At 68.6% G+C, this 25,212-nt stretch carries 26 protein-coding genes; 10 read left to right on the top strand and 16 right to left on the bottom strand.

Annotated elements, in window-relative coordinates:
- Positions 1-9: 9 nt before the first annotated feature.
- The 9 genes from disA to ACIBL3_RS36360 all read right to left on the bottom strand — a co-directional run bounded on the left by disA (position 10) and on the right by ACIBL3_RS36360 (position 10,783).
- A complete protein-coding gene (gene disA, locus ACIBL3_RS36320) occupies positions 10-1,104 on the bottom strand; it encodes a DNA integrity scanning diadenylate cyclase DisA (RefSeq protein ID WP_396358422.1) in 1,095 nt (364 codons plus the stop codon).
- A 178-nt stretch (positions 1,105-1,282) separates the two neighbouring features.
- Positions 1,283-2,221, bottom strand: coding sequence for a beta-ketoacyl-ACP synthase III (locus tag ACIBL3_RS36325; protein ID WP_396358423.1), 939 nt, complete (start codon positions 2,219-2,221; stop codon positions 1,283-1,285).
- Positions 2,222-2,376: 155 nt separating this feature from the next.
- Positions 2,377-3,777, bottom strand: coding sequence for a DNA repair protein RadA (gene radA, locus ACIBL3_RS36330; RefSeq protein WP_396358424.1), 1,401 nt, complete (start codon positions 3,775-3,777; stop codon positions 2,377-2,379).
- Between the two features lie 52 nt (positions 3,778-3,829).
- Positions 3,830-5,140: a hypothetical protein gene (locus ACIBL3_RS36335; RefSeq protein ID WP_396358425.1), complete on the bottom strand. Its 1,311-nt coding sequence runs from the start codon at positions 5,138-5,140 to the stop codon at positions 3,830-3,832.
- Positions 5,137-6,909: a sugar ABC transporter permease gene (locus ACIBL3_RS36340; protein WP_396358426.1), complete on the bottom strand. Its 1,773-nt coding sequence runs from the start codon at positions 6,907-6,909 to the stop codon at positions 5,137-5,139. Before ACIBL3_RS36340 ends, ACIBL3_RS36335 begins: the two co-directional genes overlap by 4 nt.
- A complete protein-coding gene (locus ACIBL3_RS36345) occupies positions 6,909-8,156 on the bottom strand; it encodes an ABC transporter substrate-binding protein (RefSeq protein ID WP_396358427.1) in 1,248 nt (415 codons plus the stop codon). The genes ACIBL3_RS36340 and ACIBL3_RS36345 overlap by 1 nt, the downstream gene beginning before the upstream one ends.
- Positions 8,146-8,697 (bottom strand): hypothetical protein, encoded by a 552-nt coding sequence (locus tag ACIBL3_RS36350; protein WP_396358428.1) that lies wholly within the window; start codon positions 8,695-8,697, stop codon positions 8,146-8,148. Before ACIBL3_RS36350 ends, ACIBL3_RS36345 begins: the two co-directional genes overlap by 11 nt.
- A 104-nt stretch (positions 8,698-8,801) precedes the next feature.
- Complete coding sequence (locus tag ACIBL3_RS36355; RefSeq protein ID WP_396358429.1) at positions 8,802-9,497, bottom strand: class I SAM-dependent methyltransferase; 696 nt, start codon at positions 9,495-9,497, stop codon at positions 8,802-8,804.
- Positions 9,498-9,550: 53 nt separating this feature from the next.
- Complete coding sequence (locus ACIBL3_RS36360; protein WP_396358430.1) at positions 9,551-10,783, bottom strand: MFS transporter; 1,233 nt, start codon at positions 10,781-10,783, stop codon at positions 9,551-9,553.
- Between the two features lie 157 nt (positions 10,784-10,940).
- Here ACIBL3_RS36360 and ACIBL3_RS36365 point away from each other — a divergent pair, with 157 nt between their 5' ends.
- Positions 10,941-12,365 (top strand): beta-N-acetylhexosaminidase, encoded by a 1,425-nt coding sequence (locus ACIBL3_RS36365; protein ID WP_396358431.1) that lies wholly within the window; start codon positions 10,941-10,943, stop codon positions 12,363-12,365.
- A 125-nt stretch (positions 12,366-12,490) separates the two neighbouring features.
- Positions 12,491-13,879, top strand: a complete 1,389-nt coding sequence (locus tag ACIBL3_RS36370; protein WP_396358432.1) for a wax ester/triacylglycerol synthase family O-acyltransferase — start codon at positions 12,491-12,493, stop codon at positions 13,877-13,879.
- Here ACIBL3_RS36370 and ACIBL3_RS36375 read toward each other — a convergent pair.
- From ACIBL3_RS36375 to ACIBL3_RS36385, 3 genes are read right to left on the bottom strand one after another with little or no spacing between them, the layout of a single operon-like run.
- On the bottom strand, positions 13,876-14,352 hold the full coding sequence (locus ACIBL3_RS36375) for an SRPBCC domain-containing protein (RefSeq protein WP_396358433.1): 477 nt from the start codon (positions 14,350-14,352) through the stop codon (positions 13,876-13,878). The two genes, ACIBL3_RS36370 and ACIBL3_RS36375, sit on opposite strands and share 4 nt — an antisense overlap.
- The gene (locus ACIBL3_RS36380; protein WP_396358434.1) at positions 14,339-14,695 is read right to left on the bottom strand and encodes an ArsR/SmtB family transcription factor; all 357 of its coding nucleotides are present in this window, start codon (positions 14,693-14,695) and stop codon (positions 14,339-14,341) included. Before ACIBL3_RS36380 ends, ACIBL3_RS36375 begins: the two co-directional genes overlap by 14 nt.
- A 50-nt stretch (positions 14,696-14,745) precedes the next feature.
- Positions 14,746-15,375 (bottom strand): VOC family protein, encoded by a 630-nt coding sequence (locus tag ACIBL3_RS36385; RefSeq protein WP_396358435.1) that lies wholly within the window; start codon positions 15,373-15,375, stop codon positions 14,746-14,748.
- Between the two features lie 76 nt (positions 15,376-15,451).
- Between ACIBL3_RS36385 and ACIBL3_RS36390 the strand changes: the two genes are divergently transcribed.
- Positions 15,452-16,405, top strand: coding sequence for an NAD-dependent epimerase/dehydratase family protein (locus ACIBL3_RS36390; RefSeq protein WP_396358436.1), 954 nt, complete (start codon positions 15,452-15,454; stop codon positions 16,403-16,405).
- Here ACIBL3_RS36390 and ACIBL3_RS36395 read toward each other — a convergent pair.
- Entirely contained in the window at positions 16,398-17,135 is a 738-nt protein-coding gene (locus ACIBL3_RS36395) for a hypothetical protein (RefSeq protein WP_396358437.1), read from the bottom strand. The genes ACIBL3_RS36390 and ACIBL3_RS36395 overlap by 8 nt on opposite strands.
- A gap of 143 nt (positions 17,136-17,278) precedes the next feature.
- Between ACIBL3_RS36395 and ACIBL3_RS36400 the strand changes: the two genes are divergently transcribed.
- From ACIBL3_RS36400 to ACIBL3_RS36420, 5 genes are all read left to right on the top strand, one after another.
- Complete coding sequence (locus tag ACIBL3_RS36400; RefSeq protein WP_396358439.1) at positions 17,279-18,211, top strand: Ppx/GppA family phosphatase; 933 nt, start codon at positions 17,279-17,281, stop codon at positions 18,209-18,211.
- Between the two features lie 36 nt (positions 18,212-18,247).
- Complete coding sequence (locus tag ACIBL3_RS36405) at positions 18,248-19,099, top strand: sugar phosphate isomerase/epimerase family protein (protein ID WP_396358440.1); 852 nt, start codon at positions 18,248-18,250, stop codon at positions 19,097-19,099.
- Entirely contained in the window at positions 19,096-19,749 is a 654-nt protein-coding gene (locus tag ACIBL3_RS36410) for a TetR family transcriptional regulator (protein WP_396358441.1), read from the top strand. The genes ACIBL3_RS36405 and ACIBL3_RS36410 overlap by 4 nt, the downstream gene beginning before the upstream one ends.
- 252 nt (positions 19,750-20,001) lie before the next feature.
- Positions 20,002-20,724, top strand: a complete 723-nt coding sequence (locus tag ACIBL3_RS36415; protein ID WP_396358442.1) for an ABC transporter ATP-binding protein — start codon at positions 20,002-20,004, stop codon at positions 20,722-20,724.
- Complete coding sequence (locus ACIBL3_RS36420; protein WP_396358443.1) at positions 20,721-21,458, top strand: ABC transporter permease; 738 nt, start codon at positions 20,721-20,723, stop codon at positions 21,456-21,458. Before ACIBL3_RS36415 ends, ACIBL3_RS36420 begins: the two co-directional genes overlap by 4 nt.
- A 269-nt stretch (positions 21,459-21,727) precedes the next feature.
- Here ACIBL3_RS36420 and ACIBL3_RS36425 read toward each other — a convergent pair whose 3' ends face one another.
- Positions 21,728-22,762 (bottom strand): hypothetical protein, encoded by a 1,035-nt coding sequence (locus ACIBL3_RS36425; protein ID WP_396358444.1) that lies wholly within the window; start codon positions 22,760-22,762, stop codon positions 21,728-21,730.
- Between the two features lie 11 nt (positions 22,763-22,773).
- Complete coding sequence (locus ACIBL3_RS36430) at positions 22,774-23,283, bottom strand: SigE family RNA polymerase sigma factor (protein ID WP_396358445.1); 510 nt, start codon at positions 23,281-23,283, stop codon at positions 22,774-22,776.
- Between the two features lie 401 nt (positions 23,284-23,684).
- Here ACIBL3_RS36430 and ACIBL3_RS36435 point away from each other — a divergent pair, with 401 nt between their 5' ends.
- Together ACIBL3_RS36435 and ACIBL3_RS36440 are read left to right on the top strand one after the other, a co-directional pair.
- The gene (locus ACIBL3_RS36435; protein ID WP_396358446.1) at positions 23,685-24,218 is read left to right on the top strand and encodes a helix-turn-helix domain-containing protein; all 534 of its coding nucleotides are present in this window, start codon (positions 23,685-23,687) and stop codon (positions 24,216-24,218) included.
- 27 nt (positions 24,219-24,245) lie between these two features.
- Positions 24,246-24,833 carry a PIN domain-containing protein gene (locus ACIBL3_RS36440; RefSeq protein ID WP_396358447.1) on the top strand — a complete coding sequence of 196 codons (588 nt, stop codon included), beginning with the start codon at positions 24,246-24,248 and terminating at the stop codon, positions 24,831-24,833.
- A 174-nt stretch (positions 24,834-25,007) separates the two neighbouring features.
- Here ACIBL3_RS36440 and ACIBL3_RS36445 read toward each other — a convergent pair.
- Positions 25,008-25,212 (bottom strand): hypothetical protein (locus ACIBL3_RS36445; RefSeq protein ID WP_396358448.1); only part of this gene is annotated, 205 nt, incomplete at its 5' end.

The following is a 25,212-nucleotide window of genomic DNA, read 5'->3' on the forward strand; positions in this document are numbered from 1 at the left end:
CTTCAGGGGTCAGACGTAGCGTTCGAGGATGCTCGACTCGGCCAGCCGGGACAGGCCCTCGCGGACCGTGCGGGCGCGGTTCTCGCCGACGCCCTCGACCGTCTGCAGGTCGTCGATGCTTGCCGCGAGCAACTTCTGCAGGTGGCCGAAGTGGTCGATCAGGCGATCGATCACGGCGCCCGGCAGCCGGGGCACCTTGGCCAGCAGGCGGTAACCGCGCGGTGTTACGGCCGCGTCCAGCTGCTCGGCTCCACCGAGCTGCAACGCCCGCGCGACCTGGCCGATGTCCAGCAGGTCGGTCGGGCTGACCGCGTCGAGCTCGAGCAGCACGTCGTCGGCCGTCTTCGGCTTGCGGCCGGTGGCCGGCGGCAGGTAGTCGCGGACCACCAGCTCGCGTTCGCCGGCGACGCCGGCGACGAGCTCGTTCAGCTGCAGGGTGAGCAGCCGGCCGTCGGTGCCGAGCTCGACGACGTACCCGTCGATCTCGGTGGCGATCCGCCGGACCATCTCCAGCCGCTGGGCGACCGCGGCGACGTCCCGGACGGTGACCAGGTCCTCGATCTCCAGCGCGGACAGCGTGCCGGACACCTCGTCGAGACGCAGCTTGTACCGCTCCAGGGTTGCGAGAGCCTGGTTGGCGCGGGACAGGATCGCGCCGGAGTCCTCCAGCACGTAGCGCTGGTCGTCGACGTACAGCGCGATGATGTGCATCGACTGCGACACCGAGATCACCGGGAACCCGGTCTGCCGGGCGACCCGGTCGGCGGTGCGGTGCCGGGTGCCGGTCTCCTCGGTGAAGATCGACGGGTCCGGCATCAGGTGCACGGCGGCCCGGATCATCCGCGCGGCGTCGCGGTCGACGATGATCGCGCCGTCCATCTTGCTCAGCTCGCGCAGCCCGGTCGCGGAGAACTCGACGTCGATCTCGAACCCGCCGGTGGAGATCGACTCGACGGTCTTGTCGTGGCCGAGCACGATCAGCGCGCCGGTACGCCCGCGCAGGATACGTTCCAGGCCTTCGCGCAGTTCGGTCCCGGGTGCGACTGCCGCGAGGGTCGCGCGCATCCGGGCGTCGGTGCTGTTCTTGTCGGAATTGGGGGCCACGAAAACTGAGTCTATGCGGTTCAGCGCACGTGGTGGGGCGGAAGTCCCCGGCTACCGGTCAGTCGCCGGACCACGAATCCGGCGCGTTTGCACGTGCGCGTGCAAACGCCCGTGCACCTGATCCGTGCACTCGGGTCTCCCGCGTGAATCGTCCGCCGGAGGTACGACGGTTACCCGGTCAGGGACAGCGGATGACCTGGCCGGCGTACGACAACCCGCCGCCGAATCCGAACAGCAACACCGGCGCGCCGCTCGGAATCTCGCGGCGTTCCACCAGTTTCGACAGCGCGATCGGGATGCTCGCGGCCGAGGTGTTGCCGGACTCGACCACGTCCTTGGCGACCACCGCGTTGACCGCGCCGAGCCGCTTCGCGAGCGGCTCGATGATCCGCAGGTTGGCCTGGTGCAGGACGACGCCGCCGAGGTCCTCGGGCGCGATCCCGCTCTTCTCGCAGACCTGCTTGGCGATCACCGGGAGCTGGGTCGTGGTCCACCGGAAGACGGCCTGGCCCTCCTGGGCGAACTTCGCGTCCTGGCCCTCGATCCGGACCGCGTCGGACATCTCCGGCACCGATCCCCAGACCACCGGGCCGATCTCCGGCTCCTCGCTCGCGACCAGTACCGCCGCGCCGGCGCCGTCGCCGATCAGCACGCAGGTGGTGCGGTCGGTCCAGTCGGTGAAGTCGCTCAGCTTCTCCACGCCGATGACGAGCGCCTTGGCGGCGGCGCCGGCCCGGATCGCGTGGTCCGCGGTCGCGATCGCGTGCGCGAAGCCGGAGCACGCGGTGTTCAGGTCGATGGCGGCCGGGGTGCCGAGGCCGAGCCGGGCGGCGACCCGGGCGGCGATGTTCGGTGACCGGTCGATCGCCGTACAGGTGGCGACCACGACGTAGTCGATCTCGGCCTTGTCGATGCCGGCGTTCGCGACGGCCTTCTCGGCGGCCCGCCAGGCCATCTCGTCGACCTGCTCGTCCGGCGCCGCGATCCGGCGCTCACGGATGCCCACCCGGCTCTGGATCCACTCGTCGTTGGTCTCCACCATGGTGGCCAGTTCGGCGTTGGTGAGCACTCGCTCCGGTTGGTAGTGGCCGAGCGCGACAACTCTGGATCCGGTCATCTGAGGGCTCCTGCGGTCATCCGGGCAGGCCGGCGGCTTCCCAGGTTCCACGCTGAACCCGGCGGGGGGGCCACCCCAGCGTACGTTCCCCGCTGCACCCCCGTGGATCCCGCATCTCACCGGCCGCCGTGGCGTGTGGCCGGGAACACAACCGATCAGGTGAGGCCGGCGGCCAGCAGGGCGGACGGAAGGTCGGGCGCCGCGAACACCCGCAGGCCGTACTTGGCCTGCATGTCCATGGGCTTGAGGTCTTTGCTGCGGTTGGGGATGTCGGCGGGCACGATCGCCTTGGTGAAGCCCAGCCGGGCGGCTTCGGCGAGGCGTTTCTCCAGGCCGCCGACGCGCCGGACCTCGCCGGCCAGGCCGACCTCGCCGATCGCGATCAGGCCGGGATGGATCGGCCGGTCCATCACCGAGGAGGCGACCGCGATCGCGACCGCGAGGTCCACGACCGGTTCGGCGATCTTCACGCCGCCGACGGTGGCGACGTACACCTCCTGGTCGGTCAGCTTCAGGCCGACCCGATTCCCTAGTACGGCGAGGACCATCGACACTCGGGACGACTCCAGGCCCGACGTGGTGCGGCGTGGCTGTGGGTTCGCCGAGGGCCCGACCAGCGCCTGCACCTCGGCCAGCAGCGGTCGTCGTCCTTCCATCATCACCGTCACGCACGTCCCGGCGACGGGCTCGGCGTGCTCGGAGACGAACAGGCCGGTCGGGTCCGTCACTTCGACGATCCCGGTGTCGACCATGTCGAAGCACCCGACCTCGTCCGACGGGCCGAACCGGTTCTTGGTCGCCCGCACCATCCGGAACCCGGAGTGCCGGTCGCCGTCGAACGCCAGCACCACGTCGACCAGGTGCTCGAGCATCCGCGGACCGGCGATCGCGCCATCCTTCGTCACGTGCCCGACCAGCACGACCGCGATGTGCCGCTCCTTCGCCAGCCGCACGAGCGCACCCGTGACCTCGCGAACCTGCGTCACCCCACCAGGCGCGCCGTCCACCTCGGGATGCGCCATCGTCTGCACCGAGTCGATCACCAGGAACGCCGGCTCGACCGCCTCCACCTGGCCGACCACCGCGGACAGGTCCGTCTCGGCCGCGAGGTAGAGCTCGTCGACCAACGCGTCCGTCCGCCCGGCCCGCAACCGCACCTGCGCAGCTGACTCCTCACCCGACACGTACAACGTCCGCTGCCCCTGCCGAGCCGACTGCGCGGCGACCTCCAGCAACAGCGTCGACTTCCCGACACCGGGCTCACCGGCGAGCAGGATCACCGCACCTGGTACGACGCCGCCGCCGAGCACCCGGTCGAGCTCGCCGATCCCGGTCGGGCGGGACTCGGCCTCGATCGCGGATACCTTGGCGATCGGCATCGCGGGTGACGACACCGGGCCGGCGGTGATCCGGGCGGCCTTGGGCGCACCGACCTCGGCGACCGTGCCCCACGCCTGGCACTCGCCACACCGGCCGATCCAGCGCGCCGAAGTCCACCCGCACTCCGAGCACGCGAATGCCGGCTTCCCCTTCGTGCTCCCCGCTGCCTTCGCCATGCCGACAACCTAGGCGACGCTGCCGACAAATCCCGAACGACTGTCCACAGGCTCAGCCGAAGTGCTCGCGCAGCCTCTCGATGCGGCGCCGGATCCACCCGCCGGTGAAGCGTGGAACGGGATCGGGTTCGACCTCCGGCAGCTTCCTGGTCTCCCGCGCGGCCTCGAGGTAGGTCGTGAGCAGCTCACTCTCGGACTGGCGCAGTAGCGCACTCTGCTCGAGCAACGTCCGCCCTTCCTCGAGCTGACCTTCTACGACGGCCGCTGACCCCAGATGCTGCAGGCAGCGTGCCTGCCCGTCGGGTTCGTCGATCTCCGCGTACAGGTGCTCGGCGTGCTTCCACCACCGCTTGGCCTCGTGCGGACTGCGCTGCATCCAGGCCGCGACGCCATGCAGTTCAAGCGCATGTGCATGCCCGCTGATGTCTCCGGCAGCAGTGGCACGCGCAGCCGCAGTGCCGAGATGGTCGAGCGCGTTCTCCGGGTCCTGCTGGTACAGGTGCACGATCGCGAGGTTGATGGAGATCGCCACCTCCGCAGCGAGGTCAGGTCCCGGTCGGTTCATCCGCGCGTCGTCCAAGCGGTCTCGTGCGTTCAGCACGGCCTCGTCCCTGTCGTTCCCTGCCGGTGACTGCTCGGCTCGTTCCAGATGCAGCAGCGCCCGCTCTACCTGGCGGCGAGTAGTCAGCGCAGCCGCCGTACGGCTGTGGGTCGCCACGTTGTCCGAGATGCCGAGCCGGGTCGTCGCACTGTCCAGGTCACCCATCAGCCGGTACGCCGTCGCCGCACGAGCGGCAGCGAGCTCCGCCAGGTCACGGCGCCCAACTGCGTCCGCAACGGCTGCCAGGAACTCACTGAGCAGCAACAGTTGACCAGGCTCGCACCGGCGCAGGTACCAGACCTCCAATGCGTCGCAGATCCGGGCGAGGTCGTCGGCGGTCTCGTCTCGTGCCTTCTCCGTGTCCAGCAGGTCGCGCAGCCGCGGCTCGTTCAGGTCGAACCACTCAGCCGCCGCCATCCCGGCAGCACCCGAGCCGAGCTGGAACATCCACGATTCTGCCTGCTCCGCGGCCGCGTGAAGCTCCGGAGCTTGTACGGCGACCACACCGCCGCGGCGCCAGTTCCGGTAAGCACGCAAGGCGATAGGGATGTCGTAGTACGCCCAGATCACCGCGCAGGCGATGGCCACGGTGTATCCCACGACCCGGATCCAGCCGCCACTGTTCAGGCTCTCCGACAGCCTGTCGCCGAGCAGGCCGGTGAGCAGTCCCGACGCGAGGGCACTGCGGCTGAAGAACCCGCCCCGGCGCCGGCTCTGCTGTTCCTCGACCTTGGGCGGAGCACTCGGCGCCTCTGTCGTCACGGTCGACCCCCAACCGTCAGTCCACGCACGACCCGCTGCCAGTTCGACAGCATCAACACCACCGGCACGACGGAAGCCACCACTCCGGCGGCGGCCACAGTCCCTGCGGACGCGGAGAACTGCCGAGCCTCACCCCACAACACCAGCGACAACGGCGTAGTGCCCGGCCCACTGATCAGGAAGCCCACGATGAAGTCGTTCCACACCAGTGCGAACTCCAGCACCGCCACAGCGACCAGTGCGGGTCGATACGTCCGCTGCACAGTCGCCAGTACAGAGCTCTGCCGCGCAGGCCCTTGCAACGCCTCGGACACCAGCGCTGGTGGAGCCGATGCGAAAGCAGACCGCAGCAGCAGTACGGCGAACGGCAGACCAGCAGCCGCATGCACCAAGGCCAACGCGACTCGCGAGCCGGCCAACCCCGCAGTACCGATCGCGTCGCGCAATGGAGCGGCGTACATCTGCACCGGCGTGACCGCAAGTACGACGAACATCGACGTCACCACTCGCCCCAACCACTGCGGCAGCCCACCCCACGCGACCAGATAGGCAGTCGGCACGGCGATCACCAGCAGTACGGCGGTTGCCGCGCCGGCGATCAGCAACGTTGACAGCAACGCCCGGAACAGCCCGATGTTCGCAGCAGCCGCGAACGACGACAACCCGAGCCCCGACGGCGACCACCAGCCCCGCAGACCTGCCTCGCGTGGCGAGTGCAGCGCAGTGGCAACCAGCACCACCGCCGGCAGGATCCACACCAGGCTCACTGCGAAGCCGGCTGTCCACCCGATCCGCCGTACTCGCTTGCTGGGCTTCGGTCGACCCACTGTGGGATCGGGCGGCACCACCTGCACCGGCATGGCCCATCTGCGCCGCCGCAGCCCACGTACGCCGACCACACCGACCGCGGCCACGATCGCGAACAACACCACGCCGAGCGCCGCCGTACGACCGGGGTCGTCGCCGGTGGTCGTCGCACGCCACCAGTTGAGGCCGAGCACGTCGGCAGACCGCTGCATCGGCCCGGGTACGACGATCAGCACCAGGTCGAACACGCGCACAGCCGCAATGACCAGAGTCAGCGTGACCACACCGGTGATAGGCCGAAGCAGCGGGATCTCCAACGCGAACAGCCGCCGCCAACCGGTGACACCTTCGGCGGCGATCGTCCGGCTGACGTCGTCCGGGATGGCGTCCAGACCGGCGCGGAACAACGAGACGACGTACCCGAGCCATGTCCAGCCGAAGGCGGAGATCAGGACGAGCCAGACCAGGCCCGGGCCGAGCCAGACCGGGCTCGGCCCGAACAGTCGCGTCCAGACCGCGGTCACCGTGCCTCGCTCGGGCGCCGGATCGAAGATCAGCCGGAACGTCGCTCCCGACACCAGCACCGACACCGCGAAGGGGATCACCAGCGCGGGTTGCAGGAACGACGTCAGCCCGGGCAGCCGGTAGCTCACCAGCGCGAGGAGGAACCCGACCACCACCAGCCCGAGCGCGACCAGGACCCAGGCAAGACTGTTGCCCACGGCACGCAAAGCGTCCGGATCACCCATCACCGCGAAGTTGCCGAACCCGAAACCGCTCGGTGTCCGGAAGGCTGCGACCACCGTGACCCCGATCGGGATCAGCAGCAGACAGCTCAGCAGCAAGGCAGGTAGGCCCAGCAAGTACGGCGCGGCCGGACGCCGCGGCTTGCCAGGCACCGGACGCCCGCTCACCTCGCGGCCGACCACTTCGAGCGACAGGCCGTTGCTCTGCAAGGCCATCAGCCCTCCACCTTCCGCAGTTCCGCCATCGCCGCGTCCACTGCGGCCGGCACTGCCTCACCGTCGCTGTCGCCGACCCGCACGAGGAAGTCGGTGAGAACTCGCCACAGCCCGTTGATGTCGCCGAGTCGTCCCAGCCGGTCGGACAGGTCGAACTGCAGTTGCCCACCGGACTCCGACAGCTGCTCTGCCAACCGGGTGAGCTCTGGCGAGTAGCCGGAGGCCCGACCGTCGACCAGGAACCCGCCCTCCTTGATCCACGGGTCCGCAGCGGTCGGTGCGGCCAGTCGCCGTACCAGATCGAGGGCGGCGTCGGACGTGGGCTTCGGCAGCACCATCACGTCACCGCCGACGACGACAGGTGGCGCGCTGCCGGGTGACAGGGCCGGGAAGGTGAAGATGCCGACGTCGTCGGGGTCTGCGGCGAAGGAGCGTACGACGGGCTCGGCGAAGTCGGATGCGAGCACCATGGCGGCCCGGCGGTGCCCGAACACCTCGACCACTGCGTCCGGGAACTGCTGCACGAGTGACCGCTCCACACCACCGGCCAAGGTGCCGCGCGCCGACCACATCGTGCCCAGCAGCCGAAGCGCGGCAGCGATCTGCGGCTCGTGTGACGGCTGTGGACGCTCGGCGGTCGCGAGTGCTGCGTAGACGCTGGGCGCTATGCCTAGCAGGACGTTTTCGAAGAAGTCGGTGAGCACCCAGCCGTCACCGGCAGCCAACGACAGTGGGCGCACTCCGGCAAGCGACAGTGACCTGTTGACGGCCAGCCAGTCGGACCAGAGTCGCGGCGGCTCCAGACCGAACCTCCGGAAGACCGACGGGCGGTACCAAATCGCCGACTTGTGCGCTGTCTTGAACGGCACGCCGTACGTCGTCCCGTCGTGCACCAGCAACTCGGCCCACAGCCGGGCCCGTCCGCGGTCGGCGACGTCATCCGGGATCGGCTCTAGGTCGCGTAGGTGACGCGGGACCAGTCCGGGCTGCGGCAGCATCACGATGTCCGGTCGACGAGTCGAGCGGGCACCGAAGGCGGTCGAGATGTCGTCGCCCAGCGGTACGACCTCCACCGGGTAGTCCAGCTTGCCGAGGCCGTCGAGGACGTCATGGAACGCTCGCAGTTCCTGTCCGCTCCAGCTCACCGCGACCCGCACACTGCGACGCAGTCCGAGGACGTCACTGGAGCACCCCGCGACCAACAGCGTCGCCGCCGTACCCAGAAACGCCCGACGACTACGCTGCATCGCCGAATCCCGTCGCACGCTCGGGGTCGGTCGTGATCAGCAGCATGGCGGCGCGGCCGAGTTCGGGGTTCGGTCTGAGCCCCAGCAGCGATCCCCAGGTCGGGAGACCGCCGGCGTCCTCCAGCACGATCACCCGCGGCTCTGCCCGGAGCGCTCGGGCTACGCCGGCCAATCGACGACGGCCAGGGGTGATCTCGTGCGGGTAGCGGTCCAGTACGTCTTCCAGGCCGCACCACTCAGCTGTGAGTCGACTGTGTTCCTCGGCAGCCTGACGGGTCACCCGGTGCGTGACGGTGTGGCCGTGGACGACGTTGCCGAGCACAGTCAGGTGGGGGAGCAGCCCGCCTTCGGCAGGCACCAGCCGGACCGCACCGCCGGTCTTGACGACCGCGCCGTCGGGCAGGTCCTCCAAGCCGATCACCAGGTCGGCCAGACGACGGGCAGCGGCAGCAGTGGGCATCACCAGGGCTCGCTGCTCACCGACCTCGATCAGGACTCGTTCCGGCAGATCGGGTAGTTGTTCGAGCAGCAGTCCGTCCATCCGTGGCTGGCGCCTCCCCAGAAGACCCCGTCGATTGGTCCGTCAACCCTATTGGGGGTCAGGGTTCCTCCGCAGCGGTCGCCGCGCGCCGTTTCAGAAGAATTTCAGAAGGTCCGGGTCCACAGGTTGATCGCGTAGTCGACCTCGGCGCCGGTGTGCTCGGCGATGATCTTGTCCGCGTCGGCGGGGGTGAACTCGATCCGGACCACCGCCTCGAAGTCGGCCCGGCTCTCGAACCGCCAGCCCATGTCCAGCTGCATCCGCTGCCAGCCACGCGCGGCCCAGAACCGTTCCACCACAGGCGGTTTGATCATCGGGTACGCGGCGCTGAACCAGCGCCCGAACGTCGAGCGGCTACCGTCGTTGTCGATCACGAACGCGGTCCCGCCGCGCCGCATCACCCGGTCCAGCTCCGCCAGACCCGGCTCGCAGCCCGGTCCGAAGAAGTACGCCCAACGCGCGTGCACGACGTCGATCGACGAGTCCGGGACCGGCAGGCGCTGCGCCGTACCCTGCCTGACCTCGACGTTGGTCAGCGCCCGCGTCCGGCGCCGGGCTGCCTTTACCAGCGCGCCGTGTGGCTCCACGCCGATCACCCGGGTCGCGGTCGCGGCGAACATCGGCAGGTGGAACCCGGTCCCACACCCGATGTCGAGCACGGTCGCGCCGGCCCAGTCCCGGATCGCCCGCATCGCCGGCTCGATCACCCCGTCCGGGTCGACCGCGTGGTTCTCGACCTCGTACACCTTCGGGTGGTGCCAGATGTTCGGGCTGGGGATCCCGCCGTCCGCGATGCTCACACCACAAGACCATAGCCGCGTGCCGTCAGCACCCGGTACGGCGACCCGAGGCGTCAGGAGCTGATTGTTGCTGTGGGCATCGGCTTGGTAGTGGCGGCCATTACGGCGGCGGGGATGAGTAGGAGGCCGCAGAGTATGGCGAGCCAGTGGAAGCCGAAGTAGGCGAGGATCGGTCCGGAGGCGGTGCCGGCGATCGAGGCGAGGACGCCCATGGTGAGGTCGGACATGCCTTGTGCCGAGGTGCGGATGTCCTCGGGGACCGAGCGGGACAGCAGCGTGGAGCCGGCCACCAGACAGGCCGACCACCCGAGACCGAGCAGGAACAGGGCCACTCCGGTCAGACCGTGCGCGTCGTCCGGCGCCAAGGCCGCGAGCGTCATCGCAATCGCCAGAACGCCCAGTCCGATACCGATAGTCGGGATCCGGCCCAGCCGGTCGGCCAGCCAGCCCGTCAGCGGGGACAGGGCGAACATTCCGGCCACATGGCCGCTCAGCACGAAGCCGACGATGGTCAGGGAAGCGCCGTGATGCGTGAGGTGGACCGACGTCATCGACATCACCCCGACCATCACCGCGTGCGCAGTCGCAATGGACAGCAGGCCGAGGCGTGCATGCGGGATCGCGACGACCTGACGGAAGGTGCTCACGAGTGGCTGGCGTTCGAGCTTCTGCCGCGGTGTGAGTTGCTGCAGTCGGCGCATGCCGAACCACACCGTCAGCGTGCTGGTGCCGAACGCGATCACCGAGAAGACGTACGGACCGGCCAGCGCCAGCAGCCCGAGTGACGTGCCGACCGAGCCGCCGACGCCAGTCAGGTTGGGCCCGATGACCACACCGATCGTGGTGGCCCAGACGACCAGAGCCAGCGAACGTGCGATGTGATCCGGGTCCGCTGAGTCCGTGGCGGCGTACCGGGACTGCAGGTTGGAGGCCGTGCCGCTGCCGAACATGCACCCGGCGAAAAGGAGCAGAGCCAGCGAGTCCAGCTGGGCGGCGACGATGGTGAGTGCGGCGCCGGAGAAGGCGATGAAGTAGCCGGTCGTCAGTGACACCCGCCGCCCGCGCGACCGAGCCAACCGAGCCAGCGGTACGGCGAGGAGCGCAGCACCCAGTGTGGTCGACGTGGCGACCAGTCCGGCCAGCGAGGTGGAGCCGGAGACGTTCTCCGCCAGCAGACCGGCTACGGCGAAGCCACTGGCCGTCGCCACCCCGCCGAGTGCGTTGCTGGCCACCAGCACCCGCAGAGTCGTTCGCTGGAGTTCGGCGGGCCGCTGGTCGGTGGTCACGAGGTCACCTTCTCATCAACCTGACCCGGAAGGCAGCCGGATTCTGACTGTTCGCCAGCGTTCTCAGTATCTGAGTTGCACGCACTTCCGAACATAGACTGGGACGGAAGCCCGACTATAGGATCCTCTTGACGTAATTCCACCCCTTGGAGTCCGGATGCCCGACATCGCGATCGTCCCTGCCCCGCGCGAGCTCACCGTCACCGAAGGCCAGTGGGTCTCCGACGACCCGGTCGCCGAGGCTGTGCGGACGGTGGTGGAGAACCTTGGTGAGACCGAGTACCGGATCGACGTGACCGCGGAGGGCGCGCGGTTGTCGGCGGGTTCGGAGGACGCGCTGCGGCATGCGGAGACGACGTACCTGCAGTTGCTGGAGGCCGCCGTACCGGTCGAGGACGGGAAGGTCGCGGTGCCGGCGGTGCGGGTCGCGGATGCGCCGCGGTTCGGCTGGCGGGGCACGATGCTGGACGTAGCGCGGCACTTCATGCCGAAGGAGTTCGTGCTGAAGGTCATCGACGTGCTGGCGCTGCACCGGCTGAACGTGCTGCACCTGCACCTGACCGACGACCAGGGCTGGCGGGTCGAGATCGAGGCGTACCCGAAGCTGACCGAGGTCGGTGCGTGGCGTTCGGAGACGATGGTCGGGAAGATGTCGCACGGCCAGACCGAGTTCAGCTACGACGGGACGCGGCACGGCGGCTTCTACACCAAGGACGAGTTGCGCGAGATCGTCGCGTACGCCGCCGACCGTGGGATCACGGTGGTGCCGGAGATCGATCTGCCGGGACACATGCAGGCCGCGATCGCGGCGTACCCGGAGCTCGGGAACTTCCCGGAGAACCAGATCGGCGTGCGGCAGGTCTGGGGGATCAGCGACGACGTGCTGAACGTGAACGACGAGACGGTCGACTTCGTCCGGACCGTGTTGCGGGAGGTGCTGGACATCTTCCCGGGGCCGTTCATCCACCTGGGTGGCGACGAGTGCCCGGCGGTGCAGTGGCGGGAGTCGGAGGCGGCGCAGAAGCGTCAGGCCGAGCTCGGGCTGTCCGAGGCGAGCCAGTTGCAGGGCTGGTTCACCGCGCAGGTCGCGTCGGTGCTGGCCGAGGAGGGGCGGCGGCTGGTCGGCTGGGACGAGATGGTCGAGACCGACTGCCCGCAGGACGCGGTGATCATGGCGTGGCGCAGCGCCGAGCGTGGCGAGGTCGCGGCGAAGGCGGGTCACGACGTGGTGATGACGCCGTGCGAGTCGGTGTACTTCGACTACTACCAGGGCGACGCGGCGTCGGAGCCGTTGGCGATCGGTGGATTCATCCCGCTGGAGAAGGTGTATGACTTCGAGGTCATCCCCACGGGGCTGAGCGCCGAGGAGCAGGCCCGGATCGTGGGCGCGCAGTGCAACGTGTGGACCGAGTACATGGAAGGCCCTGACCAGGTCGGCTACATGCTGCTGCCGCGGCTGTCCGCCTTCGCCGAACGCGCCTGGGGCTCCCCGAAGACGTCGTACGACGACTTCCTCACGCGCCTGCGCCCGCACCTTGCTCGCATCGAGGGCCTTGGGGTGAACTACCGCCCGCTGGATTGAAACCTGCTGCTTCAGTAGCTGAGGGGATCACCAAATCTCCGTAAGCGCTGTGAGCACGGGTAGACGACCTGGGGACTTCCTGACAACGATGAGTTGTCAGGAACCAGGTTGGGAGCGGAGGGTCAATGACCGCGGTGGGGCCGCTGGATGCGATGTTCCTGCTTGGGGAGAGTCGCGAGCAGCCCATGCATGTCGGCGGGCTGATGCTGTTCGAGCTGCCGGAGGGCGCCGGGCGGGACCACGTGTTCCCGGAGGGGTCGCGGGACTACGTGTCGCGGCTGTACCACGAGATGGTCGCGGCGCAGGCGGTCAACCCGTTGTTCGCCCGCCGGGTGCGGAACCGGCCGCTCGACCTCGGCTACTGGTCGTGGCAGCAGGACGACGAGATCGATCTCGAGTACCACGTGCGGTTGTCGGCGTTGCCGCGTCCAGGCCGGTACCGGGAGTTGTTCGAGCTCACCAGCCGGCTGCACGGCACGCTCCTCGACCGGCACCGCCCGCTGTGGGAGATGCACCTGATCGATAACGTCGAGGGCCGCCGCTTCGCCCTCTACAGCAAGATCCACCACTCGATGATCGACGGCGTCACCGCGCTCCGCTGGATGCAGAACACCCTCACCACCGACCCAACCCGCACCAACATGCCCGCCACCTACGCGCTCCCCGAGTCGACCGAGCCGGCCAAGAGCACACCTGGCTTGGTGACGACGGTCGGACGAGTCCCGGGCAATGCGGGCAGATTCTTGCTCGATCTCGCCGGCCTCACCCCGGTCGGCCTCAAGAGCTTGGTGCAGGCGACCCTGCCGTTCCAGGCGCCGCGGACGGTGTTCAACCAGGGGATTACCGGGGCTCGGCGGTTTGCGGCGCAGTCTTGGGCGGTCGAGCGGTTGGAGAAGGTGCGGGCGATCACCGGGGCGACGCTCAACGACGTGATGCTCGCGATGTGTTCAGGTGCCTTGCGCAACTATCTGCTCGAGCTGAACGCGCTGCCGGACAAGGCGCTGACCGCGATGGTCCCGGTCTCGCTGCGGGGCAGTTCCGACGCGCCCGGTGGCGGCAACTCGCTGAGCACGCTGATCGCCGACCTCGCCACCGACGAGGCGGACCCGGAGGCCCGGATCCGCCGCATCATGGCGTCGACCAGCTACGGCAAGGGCGTGCTGTCCGGCCTCACCCCGTTGCAGAACCTGATGATCGGCGCCCTCGGTTTCAGCGTCGCGGGTCCGGCCGCCGTGCTCCCGGGAGTGGCCGGCCGTACGACGCCGCCGTACAACCTGGTCATCTCCAACGTGCCCGGTCCGGCCGAGAGTCCGCTGTACTGGAACCGGTCGCGCCTGCTCGGCATGTATCCGGCCTCGATCGTGCTGAACGGCCAGGCGCTCAACATCAGTGTCACCAGCTACGACCACCACCTGCACTTCGGCCTGATCGGCTGCCGCCGGACCGTTCCGCACCTCCAGCGGCTGCTCGTCCACCTCGAGACCGCACTGACCGAGCTGGAGAACATCCACTAAGCGAGCAGCGCGTCGATCTGGCTGACGGACTGCTCCAGGCCTTCGGCCATACCCATGCCGATCAGCTGATCCATCTGCTCGCGGGAGTCGAACACCGACTGCAGTTCCATCCGGGTGCCACCGCCGTACGGGCTGAGCCGCATCCGGACCGTGTTGACCGGCATGTTCTCGACCGGTTTGCCTTCGTCGTCCGCGAAACCGTCGACGAACTCCAGCGACTCCTTCGGGTTCACCGCCGTGAACCGCCACCAGCCGCGGTACTTCTCGCCCTCGGGGCTGGTCATGTAGTAGGCGACCTCGCCGCCCGCGGTCAGGTCGTGGTCGATCACGGTCGCCGGGTGCGACGGCGGTCCCCACCAGCGTTCCAGCAACCGCGGGTCCGCCCACAGCTCCCAGACCCGCTCGGCCGGCGCGTCGAAGTCCGCGACCACGGTCAGGGTCAGGGCGTCGAAGTCCTTGTCAACGCTCGTCACGCTCATCTTGCTGGTTCCCCTCTGTCTCGGTGAGCAGCTCGGACATCCGGTCCACCCGGCCGCGCCAGGTCGCCTCGAGCTGGTCGAGTGCCTCGCGAGCTCGCCGTACGGCGTCCCTGTCGGTGCGCACCAGTTGCTCCCGGCCACTGCGTTGCTTGGTGACGAGCCCGGCGCGCTCCAGCACGGCGACGTGTTTCTGCACGGCCGCGAAGCTCATCGGGTACGCCTCGGCCAGCCGCGACACCGACGCCTCGCCGGTCAGGCAGCGCCGCACGATGTCGCGTCGGGTCGTGTCGGCCAGCGCGTGCAGCAACCGGTCCACGACTGCCTCATCTACAACCATTTGGTTGTACGTTATGCAGCCAATGACACCAGGTCAAGGGGTACGGCGATTTACAGCCGGACGGTCCCGCTCGGAGTCTCGAACACCGCGGAGACGAGACCGGGCTGCCCGTTCGGACGCCAGTCCACCTCGAGGTCGTCGAGCAGGTGGTCGGCCGGGTGGCCGATCCAGTCGGTGACCCGGACCGGGTCGCCGGCGATCTCCAGCGCGGTCAGCTTGATGCCCTTGCCGCCGACCGACGGATGCTGGGTCAGGTCGTCCCAGTGCACGAAGAAGGGCAGCTGCGGGTCGGCGATCAGGCCCTTCACCCCGATCTGCCGCCAGGTCAGGTTCACCCCGTCCGGACGGTGCCGGTTGCCGGGCACCGCGTGCCGGCCGAGGCGCTGCTCCATCCGCTGCATGTCGCGGACCGCCACCACCCAGCCGAGCCAGCCGCCACCCAGCTGCTTGCGGGCGCGCACCGCCTGGCCGAACGGCGCCTTGTCCGACGCCGGGTGGTCCAAAACGTCGACCACCTCGATGTAGCGGTCGTTCTCCAGGGCCAGGACGTGGTTCACGGTGCCGAACCGCGGGTGCACCCCGCCGTCGACGAACTCGGCGCCGAGTTGTGCGGACAGCCGCTCGAGCGTCGCCTCGCACCCGTCGGGCCCGCAGGCGTACGAAAGATGATCAAGACGCATGCCAGTCATTCTGGCCCCGATCACCGACAGTCGCGGACCTGGGGGTGTGTCGCGACACCTGGATAGGGTCTACGTCATGCGCACAGTCGTCATCGGTGGGACCGGGCACATCGGCACCTATCTCGTGCCGGAGTTGGTGCGGCTCGGGCACGAGGTCGTCGTACTCAGTCGTGGTGAGCGATCGCCGTACCAGTCGGACGGCGCGTGGAACCGGGTGGAGCAGATCGCGGTGGACCGCTCGGCGGAGGATGCGGCGGGCACCTTCGGTGCGCACGTCGCCGAGTTGCGCCCGGATGTCGTCATCGACCTGATCTGTTTCACCGAGGACAGCGCCCGGCAGTTGGCCGAGGCTGTGCGTGGCAAGGTCCAGCACCTGCTGCACTGCGGCACCATCTGGGTGCATGGGCCGAGCGAGCTGGTGCCGACTCGGGAGGACGCGCCGCGGTGGCCCTTTGGCGACTATGGCATCCAGAAGGCGGCGATCGAGCGCTACCTGCTGGACTGCGCTCGGCGCGACGGACTCCCCGTCACGCTGATTCACCCCGGTCACATCAGCGGTCCCGGCTGGACGCCGATCAACCCGGCGGCCAACCTCGACCTCGGCGTGTTCGAGAAGCTTGCCCACGGCGACGAGCTCGCGCTGCCGAACTTCGGCCTGGAGACGGTCCAGCACGTGCACGCCGCTGACGTCGCAGGCATGTTCCTCGCCGCGCTACGAAACCGCTCGGTCGCGATCGGCGAGAGCTTCCATGCGGTCGCCGATGGCGCGATGACACTGCGTGCGTACGCCGCGGGCGTCGCGACCTGGTTCGGTCAGGAGGCGCGACTGGCGTTCCTGCCCTGGGACGAGTGGCGACAGACCGTGTCCGAGAACGACGCCGCGGCCACCTACGACCACATCGCGCACAGCCCGCACTGCTCGATGGAGAAGGCTGCGAGACTACTCGGTTTCCGGCCGCGCTACAGCGCGCTCGACGCTGCGTTGTCCGGAGTCAACTGGCTGGTGGAGAACGGCAAGATCTCTACTTAGACGCCGGATGCGGCAGCAGTCGCCCGGCTTCCAGGTATTCACGGCAGTAGGCAGCCAGCACGTCGTACGCCTTGTGGCCCATCAGTGTCTGCAGCTCGACCTTGCTGGACTCGAAGACAGCCTCGACGCCGATGTGGGCCTCGGTGTTTCCGGTGCAGTACCAGTCCAGGTCGTGCCCGCCCGGACCCCAGCCGCGCCGGTCGTACTCACCGATGCCGACCTCCGTGTACGACGTGCCGTCCGGGCGCTCGACCTCGCGGAAGGTCCGGCGGATCGGGAGCTGCCAGCAGACGTCCGGCTTGGTCTCGACGAAGTGCACGCCCTTCTTCAGTGCCAACCCGTGCAGCGCGCACCCGCCGCCACCGGGGAAGTCCGGCCGGTTCAGGAAGATACAGGCGCCGTCCCAGACCCGGGTCTTGCGGTCGCCCTCGTCGTCGGTCTCGACCCAGCCGTTCTTGCGGCCCTCCTTGCGGAACTGCCAGTCGTCCTTGGTCAGCTCCTTGACGTACCCCTTGACACGCTTCTCGTCGTCATCGTCGGAGAAGTGTGCGCCGAGCGTGCAGCAGCCGTCGTTCGGCCGGCCCTTGTAGATGCCGCGGCAGCCACCACCGAAGATGCAGGTCCAGTTGGACGTCAGCCAGGTCAGGTCGCAACGGAAGACCTGGTCGGGGTCCTCGGGGTCGACGAACTCGACCCAGGCGCGGGGAAAATCAAGCGAAACCTCAGGCACCTGGAAAGCGTACGCGCCTTCACCGCCCAAGCGTGAACGCCGACTCCGAATAGGGCCCAAAGCGTGCCGGGTCGGGCATCCTTCGGCGCTTGAAGCCTGCCCGACCCGGCACGCTACGTACGGCTGTCCAGTAGCGTGAGGGTATGCGGCTCGGCGTACTCGACGTGGGATCCAACACCGTCCACCTGCTCGTGGTGGACGCTCATCGCGGTGCGGCGCCACTGCCGGCGTACTCGCACAAGACCGAGCTGCGGCTGGCCGAGTACCTCGAGAAGGACGGCAAGATCGCCGACTCCGGCTCCGACGGTTTGGTGTCGTTCGTCAAGGAGGCGGCCGAGCTCGCCGAGGACAAGGGGTGCGAGTCGGTGCTCGCGTTCGCCACCTCCGCGCTACGGGAGGCGCCGAACGGCGAGAAGGTGCTCGACCGGGTCCGCAAGGAGACCGAGATCGACCTGCAGGTGCTGACCGGGGAGGACGAGGCGCGGCTGACGTTCCTCGCCGTACGGCGCTGGTTCGGCTGGTCGTCGGGTCGCTTGGCGGTCTTCGACATAGGAGGCGGCTCGCTGGAGATCGCCGCCGGGTCCGACGAGGAGCCGACCGTCGCGGTGTCGGCTCCGCTCGGCGCCGGCCGGCTGACCCGCGAAGGGCTGACGAACGACCCGCCGGACAAGGACGAGGTCCGGGCGCTGCGGAAGCGGATCCGGATGGAGATGGCCGCGGTGGCCGGCGACGTGCTGCGAGCCGGCAAGCCGCAGCGTTCGGTCGCCACCAGCAAGACCTTCCGGTCGCTGGCCCGGATCTGTGGCGCCGCGCCGTCGGACGAGGGGCAGTACGTGCCGCGGACGCTGAACCGGGACGACCTGGCCGAGTGGATGCCGAAGCTGACCAAGATGTCCGCGGACGAGCGGGCCGAGCTGCCCGGGGTGTCGGTGGGCCGCTCGGCGCAGTTGCTCGCCGGAGCCCTGGTCGCGGACGCGGTGATGGATCTGTTCGACCTGCCCGCGCTCGAAGTCTGTCCGTGGGCGCTGCGGGAAGGTGTCATCCTGTCCCGGCTCGACCAGCTGCAACCCCGATGAAGCACTACCCCTGACGAACCACCGCGAAGGCACCAGATGACCACCAGCAAGACCGCCCGGATCGGCCTGTCGACCGCGTCTGTCTACCCCGAGTCGACGGCGAGCGGGTTCGAGCTGGCTGCCCGGCTCGGGTACGACGGGGTCGAGGTGATGGTCGGGATCGACCCGCTCAGCACCCAGATCGACGCGGTCCAGCGGCTGGTCGACTACCACCAGCTGCCGGTGCTGGCGATTCACGCGCCGTGCCTGCTGATCACGCAGCGGGTCTGGGGCACCGACCCGTGGGGGAAGCTGGAGCGCAGTGCCGAGGCCGCGAAGGAGCTCGGCGCGGACGTGGTCGTCGTGCACCCGCCGTTCCGCTGGCAGCGGGACTACGCGCGCGGGTTCGTCGAGGGGATCGCGCGGCTGGAGGAAGAGACCGGCGTGATCTTCGCGGTCGAGAACATGTACCCGTGGCGCGCGCCGGGCAAGGGCCTGCAGGCGTACGCGCCGAGCTGGGACCCGACCGAGCAGACCTACGCACACACCACGCTGGATCTGTCGCACTCGTCGACGGCCGAGCAGGACTGTGTCGAGCTCGCGGCCACGATGGGCAAGAGCCTGACCCACATCCACCTGACCGACGGCACCGGCTCGGCCAAGGACGAGCACCTGGTGCCCGGCCGCGGCACCCAGCGGGCGGCCGACCTGCTGAACGGCCTGGCGAACCAGGACTTCCGCGGGCACATCATCATCGAGATCAACACCCGGCGCGCGACCAGCCGGTCCGAACGCGAGGTCGACCTGGTCGAGTCGCTCGAGTTCACCCGCAAGCACTTCGTCCGCACCTCCCGGCGTTCGTCGTTCGCCGTCACCCCGGAGGGGGAGATCTCGGAGCTCACCACATGACCCGGTCCGCGGCCGGAGACAAGGCTTCGGCCGCTCGCGGCGCCGCTCGTGGCGCCTCCCGTGGTGCCGGGAACGGGCGCCCGGGCCGGCGGCCGGGGGGACCGGACACCCGGGGTGAGATCCTGCTTGCGGCCCGGAAGTCCTTTGCGGACAAGGGTTTCAACGGCACGTCGATCCGCGCCGTCGCCCGCGAGGCCGGCGTGGACGCGGCGCTCGTGCATCACTACTTCGCCAGCAAAGACGAGCTGTTCATCGAGGCGATGGCCATCCCGGTCGACCCGCGGCAGATCGCCGCACGGATCCTGGACGGCCCGCCCGAGCAGCTCGGCCGCCGGATCGCCACCGTGTTCCTCGGCGTCTGGGAGTCGGCCGAGGGACAGCAGCGGATGAAGGCGATCTTCCGCAGCGTGGTGACCAGCGACGAGGTGTCCCGGATCATGCGCGAGGGCATCACCCAGATGATCATCGGGCCGGTGTCGCGCTCCCTCGACGTACCTGACGCGCAGCTTCGCGTCACGATGGTCGCGACGCAGCTGATCGGGGTCGCGATGGCCCGCTACCTGGTCGGTCTCGAGCCGGTCGCGTCCACGGACCTGGCCGACCTGATCGACCGGCTGGCCCCGGTGCTGCAGCTGCACCTGACCGGCTGATGCAGATTCCTTCGGATCGCGAGATCCGCGATCTGCATCGCTCGTACGCGCCGAGTGCCGCGGCCTTCCGGATGAGCTGAGTCGCTTCTGCTCCCGGCACACGGGCGTCGGCATCACGCGGTCGCCACGTTCGGGGCGATGCGGCAGCGGTACGGCGACCCGGACCTGGACCCGCTGGTCGACGCGACGGGCTCGCGCTGACCTGAGGTCGTGCACTTGCGGACGGGCTGTGTCGCGCGCTAAATTCATCACATGATGAAAAACGCGGTGAGTTGCCGGGACGTCGTGGTGGTCCGGGGCGACCGGGAGGTCCTGCACGGGGTCGGGTTCGACCTCCGGACCGGGACGGTGACCGGGCTGCTCGGTCCGTCCGGCTGCGGCAAGACCACGCTGATCCGGGCGATCGTCGGGCTCCAGGCCAAGGTCACCGGCGACATCGCCGTACTCGGTGAGCCCGCCGGAGCGGCCAAGCTGCGTGGCCGGATCGGGTACGTCACCCAGGAGCCGAGCGTGTATGGCGATCTGAGCGTCGCCGAGAACCTGCGCTTCTACGCCGCCGTGCTCGGGGTGTCGTCCGACGACGTGGACCGGGTCATCGACGCGGTCGATCTGCGCTCGCACGCTGACGCGCGGGTGGATCGGTTGTCCGGCGGTCAGCAGTCGCGCGCCTCGCTCGCCGCGGCGCTGCTGGGCAGTCCCGAGCTGCTTGTCCTCGACGAGCCGACGGTGGGTCTGGATCCGGTGCTTCGGCGGGATCTGTGGCAGTTGTTCCACTCACTGGCGGACGCCGGCGCGACGTTGCTCGTCTCGAGTCACGTGATGGACGAGGCGATCCGCTGCGACCGGTTGCTGCTGATGCGCGACGGCGACCTGCTCGCCGACGACACCCCGCAAGCGCTGCTCGACTCGGTCGGCACCGACGACATCGAGCAGGTCTTCCTCACCCTGATCGAGCGGAAGGCAGGTGCGCGATGACGCTCCGAGTCACCCTGGCTGTCGCCGCGCGGGTCCTCGCCCAGCTCCGCCGTGATCATCGCACGGTCGCCATGCTGATCGTGCTGCCGGCGCTTCTGGTCAGCCTGATGTGGTGGATGTTCACCGATTCGCCGACCACGTTCGACCGGATCGGCGGTCCACTGCTGGCGGTGTTCCCGTCGATCATCATGTTCGTCGTCACCTCGGTCGCGACCCTGCGCGAACGGTCCACCGGGACGCTGTCGCGCCTCTTCACGATGCCGATGGGGAAGCTCGATTTCCTGCTCGGGTATGCGCTGGCGTTTGCGCTGATTGCCGTCGTACAGGCGTTGGTCGTGGTGTCGATTGCGCTTTACGCGCTGGATTTGGACATTCGCGGGGCCGCTTGGCAGCTCGGGGTTGTCGCGGTTCTCGACGGTGTTCTTGGTACGGCGCTTGGGTTGTTTGCCAGTGCATTTGCGGCGACCGAGTTCCAGGCGGTGCAGATGATGCCGGCGGTGATGATTCCGCAGATACTTCTGTGCGGTCTGCTCGTGCCGCGCGATCAACTCCCTGGGGTTTTGCACGCGATCAGCGACGTACTGCCGTTGTCCTACGCCGTCGACGCGGTCACCAGCGTTGCCCAAGGCAACGGCTTCGGCGCGGGCGCCGGCGCGGACGCCCTCGTCGTGATCGCCTTCATCCTCGCTGCCCTAGGCCTAGGCGCCGCCACCCTCCGCCGCCGCACCGCCTGACCCCTACGCAACCGCCCGCCTGCTCCTACCCGACACAGGTGGACCGGTGGGGCTGGTATTCATGGGGCTTGTTGTGATCCCAGTGGGGAGTCTCCTGAGCTACAGCCCGCCGCCCGACCCCAACGCCTCGTCCACGCACACGCAGCAGCCTTGGGCTGATCCGCATGGGCGGGCGTGGCCGGGTGGGCCCCCTCCGGCAGAGCGGCCGAAGGGGGCTGGAGCGGCTGTGCTGGCGTTGCTGCTCGGCCTGTTCATGACGGCCTCAACCCTCATCGGATGATCTTCACGACCCGGCCGGCCTTGTCGTACGCCGTAAGTTTCGGAGCCTTCACCTTGGTCGCCGACCCCGGGCTCACCCAGGTGAACGCGAACCATCCATCGGTGACCTCGACATCGTGGACCGGACCGGGCCCCAGCTCGAGCCGGACCTTGGTCGCGGTCGACGACACCCGTCCCCAGCCGGTGTAGTTGTACTGCTTCGTGCACGGCGTACCAGGGCAGAAGCCCCCGCTGCCACCACCCGCAACGAACAGGTCGGCAGGCTTGGATCCCTTGCCTGGCGTGACCACCGGGTCGCTCAGCCCGAGCGCTTTCAGGGTCAGGAACGGCGTCGCACCCGGCATCGGATCACCGAGCGCCTGCGGCTGGAGCTGGCACGCGACCGCCTTCCGTCCGGACGGCGAGACTGCAACGATCACCGCCGTAGCGAGTCGCGTCGACTGGTCCGCCGCCATCACGCGCCACCCGGTCAGGTCGACCCAGAGTTGCACCGAACAGTTCCGCAGTTGCCCGGCCGCAGTCTTCGGCAACGGATCCCTCTCGGCTGCCTTGACCAGTTCCGGCTTCGGCTTGTCGCCACCGGGAATCGTGCACGCCGCGAACTTCGCACCCATCTCGAACTGGTACATCACCGTGCTGCCGGCCTTCACCGAGGCCGCTGCCTGGAGCGCCTTCTTCTGCTCCGGGTACCGCAGGGCGCAGCGCCGTACTGCCTCTTCCTTCGTGATCGTCTGGCCGGTGGCCTCCTCGCCGCGCTCGATCCCCGGCACTGCCTCGAACTGCGAGTTCTGGTTCGGATCGCCGGCAAGTCCCGGCTGCTTGTCGGCCACGCCGACACCCGGCACCAGGCTCACGACCAGTGCGACCACAGCCACACCACTGATTGCCGCGCCCGCGGCCAGGACCGTACGGCGCCGCCGCCCGCGACGGCCCCGGGCCAGTAGCTCATCGGTGTCGAACGGCCCCAGGTCCTCCGCTTCGACCAGCCTTTGCAGTTCCGCGCGGACCTCGCGTACGTCTTCCATCTCGCTCTCCTTCACAACGCCCGGCTCGTCCGCCGCGCCCGGTCGATCGCCTTCCGGAGAGTGTCGAGGCCGCGCGCCGCCTGGCTCTTCACCGTGCCCGCGGAGCACCCCAGGATCTCCGCGGTCTGCTCGACGGACAGGTCCTCGTAGTACCGCAGCACCACACAAGCCCGCTGCCGTGGCGCGAGCCCGCGAAGTGCCTCGAGTACTTCGTTCCGCTCGGCGTACCCGCTGACGAAGTCGTCCCGCTCCATCCGATCAGGTACGTCGGCGGTCGAGACCTCCCGCCGCCACGGGCGCCGCTTCCCGTCGTGCGCCACGTTCACGACCATCCGGCGCGCGTACGCGAACGGGTTCCCGGTCCGCCGTACCTTCGGCCAAGCCAGATACAGCTTGTAGAGCGCGTCCTGAACGATGTCGTCCGCCCGATCCCGGTCCCCACCCACCAGGTACGCCGTCCGCCGCAACGACGCCCCGGCCGCCTCGACGAACTCGACGAACTCCCGGTCCCGCTCCGCCATCTGGTTCCTCCACTCTCCAACTCCCCCTCAAGACGAAATCCCCAACCCACGAGGTTGCACCTGAATTCGGGCCAACCCACCCGCCCCGCGCGAGTGGGTCGCCCCACGCGCCCTCCTGCGCGGCTACTGCCGCTCAATCGACCGCATCGTGGTCCCGCCAACCGAGATCCATCGACGCACGCCGCACAGGCAACGCAGAGGAGAAAGAAGGTTGGGTGCTGACATGCACCGACCTGCTTGGTGTCGGCTCACCAACCGAAGTTCCCACGGGCGGAGTAGGGGCACGGGGAATCGCAGCGACCACGTCCGCCTGAGCGGAGCTTGCACGACGGTCACCACCCGTGCGACCATATTCGAACGTTCCGAAACTACGTTCGCAACGTTCGGTCACGGAGGGCGTCATGACTGCCGAGTTCCTCGAGTCGCAGACCTACCTGCCCGATGAGCAGGAGCAGTTGGCGTCGGTCGCCAGCTTTCTGGATGCCCACCAGACCAAGAAGCGGGGGCGACTCAAGCCGCGCTACTTTCTCGCCGGCGCCGAGGAACACGACCAGATCGAGCTCCCTGAAGCCCTCCACAAGGTTCTGCTGCAAGCAGTGGCCGCACTAGCCGCGGGCAAGGCAGTCACGATCTCGCCGACAATGCCGAAGCTGACAACTCAGCAAGCCGCCGACCTCCTCGGAGTCAGCCGACCGACAGTGATCCGCCTCATCGACGCCGGCGAACTCGCCTGCGAGCGAATCGGCAACCGGCGAAAGATCCTGCTGCGCGACCTCCTGGCCTACCGCGAAGCCCGCCGCCAACGTCAGTATCAGGCAATCGCCGACACATCCGTCGACGTGAGCGAAGACGAAGACCCTGCCGCCGTGAACGAACGACTCAAGCGAATCCGCAAACAGCGCGCCGAACAACGACGAAAGGCCGCCGGTCACTGAAAGTGCGTCGAGCGGTCGCTCTCTGGCATGATCGCGCGGGTGTTCGCGGCACTCCTCGATACCTGCGTCCTCTGGCCCAGTCGCCAGCGGGACTTCCTCCTCAGCTTGGCCGTCGAGAATCTCTATCGCCCACTCTGGAGCAGTGCGATCCTCGATGAGCTTCACGACCACGAGATCGACAAGCTCGTCGAAGATCGCGGGTTCGCACGCGCCGAAGCGGAGCGACGTGCCGCATATCTGATCGAGCAGATGCGTACTCACTTCGACGATGCCGAGGTGCGCAACTGGGAACCGTACGAAGGAACCTTCGGGCTCCCGGACCCCGATGACGAGCACGTCGTCGCGGCCGCCGTCGCCGGCCATGCCGGCGCTATCGTCACGGTCAATCTCAAGGACTTCCCGCAGGCGAAGGTTCCGCACGGCATCGAGGTCCTCGCGCCGAGCGAGTTCGCCGCCAACACGGTTGCTGTTTCACCCCCGCGCGCCTTGAAGGCGGTAGTGAAGCTGACCGAGCGACGTCGACAGCCGCCGGTCTCGGTGGACGACTTCCTTGCGACGCTCCGCGACAAATACTGGATGGACGAAGCGGTCGACCTGATTGAGGAAATTCGCTAGTCGACCGGGTGCAGCGGGGCGCGAGCGGGTGACGTAGGAACATGCGTAGCGGCACGCGTTGACGGATGACGGTGGGGCGTTTCTCTTGGCGGGGGGTGTGGGCACGGGGTGTAATCGGACCAGTGGGGGTGGTGGTGTGGTGCTGGACACAGGATTAGGGTCAACGCCATTCGGTTAGCCGTCTGGCGTGTGGGGCAAGGGGCTGATCGCGATGTGGATGGTGGTTGGGTGGGTGCGGCGGTCGACGTCGCGGGCTTTGGCGCGGTACTTGGATATAGCTCGTTTGACCGCGCGGGCGTGTGTTCGGGCGCGTCGGGTGGGTAGAACGGCGTCGATGAGGATGGCACCGATGCGGCCGATCAGGTCGACCTTGGTGCCG

The sequence above is a fragment of the Kribbella sp. NPDC050124 genome (assembly GCF_044460355.1).
GTDB lineage: Bacteria > Actinomycetota > Actinomycetes > Propionibacteriales > Kribbellaceae > Kribbella.

Bases quoted from the DNA above. Each gene is read 5' to 3' on its own strand.
- ACIBL3_RS36425 (WP_396358444.1), bottom strand. From the start codon at position 22,762: ATGGAAGACGTACGCGAGGTCCGCGCGGAACTGCAAAGGCTGGTCGAA.
- ACIBL3_RS36430 (WP_396358445.1), bottom strand. From the start codon at position 23,283: ATGGCGGAGCGGGACCGGGAGTTCGTCGAGTTCGTCGAGGCGGCCGGG.
- ACIBL3_RS36435 (WP_396358446.1), top strand. From the start codon at position 23,685: ATGACTGCCGAGTTCCTCGAGTCGCAGACCTACCTGCCCGATGAGCAG.
- ACIBL3_RS36365 (WP_396358431.1), top strand. From the start codon at position 10,941: ATGCCCGACATCGCGATCGTCCCTGCCCCGCGCGAGCTCACCGTCACC.
- ACIBL3_RS36400 (WP_396358439.1), top strand. From the start codon at position 17,279: ATGCGGCTCGGCGTACTCGACGTGGGATCCAACACCGTCCACCTGCTC.
- ACIBL3_RS36325 (WP_396358423.1), bottom strand. From the start codon at position 2,221: ATGACCGGATCCAGAGTTGTCGCGCTCGGCCACTACCAACCGGAGCGA.
- radA (WP_396358424.1), bottom strand. From the start codon at position 3,777: ATGGCGAAGGCAGCGGGGAGCACGAAGGGGAAGCCGGCATTCGCGTGC.
- ACIBL3_RS36390 (WP_396358436.1), top strand. From the start codon at position 15,452: ATGCGCACAGTCGTCATCGGTGGGACCGGGCACATCGGCACCTATCTC.
- ACIBL3_RS36415 (WP_396358442.1), top strand. From the start codon at position 20,002: ATGATGAAAAACGCGGTGAGTTGCCGGGACGTCGTGGTGGTCCGGGGC.
- ACIBL3_RS36440 (WP_396358447.1), top strand. From the start codon at position 24,246: ATGATCGCGCGGGTGTTCGCGGCACTCCTCGATACCTGCGTCCTCTGG.
- ACIBL3_RS36345 (WP_396358427.1), bottom strand. From the start codon at position 8,156: ATGCAGCGTAGTCGTCGGGCGTTTCTGGGTACGGCGGCGACGCTGTTG.
- ACIBL3_RS36385 (WP_396358435.1), bottom strand. From the start codon at position 15,375: ATGCGTCTTGATCATCTTTCGTACGCCTGCGGGCCCGACGGGTGCGAG.
- ACIBL3_RS36420 (WP_396358443.1), top strand. From the start codon at position 20,721: ATGACGCTCCGAGTCACCCTGGCTGTCGCCGCGCGGGTCCTCGCCCAG.
- ACIBL3_RS36410 (WP_396358441.1), top strand. From the start codon at position 19,096: ATGACCCGGTCCGCGGCCGGAGACAAGGCTTCGGCCGCTCGCGGCGCC.
- ACIBL3_RS36405 (WP_396358440.1), top strand. From the start codon at position 18,248: ATGACCACCAGCAAGACCGCCCGGATCGGCCTGTCGACCGCGTCTGTC.
- ACIBL3_RS36380 (WP_396358434.1), bottom strand. From the start codon at position 14,695: ATGGTTGTAGATGAGGCAGTCGTGGACCGGTTGCTGCACGCGCTGGCC.
- ACIBL3_RS36340 (WP_396358426.1), bottom strand. From the start codon at position 6,909: ATGGCCTTGCAGAGCAACGGCCTGTCGCTCGAAGTGGTCGGCCGCGAG.
- ACIBL3_RS36350 (WP_396358428.1), bottom strand. From the start codon at position 8,697: ATGGACGGACTGCTGCTCGAACAACTACCCGATCTGCCGGAACGAGTC.
- ACIBL3_RS36370 (WP_396358432.1), top strand. From the start codon at position 12,491: ATGACCGCGGTGGGGCCGCTGGATGCGATGTTCCTGCTTGGGGAGAGT.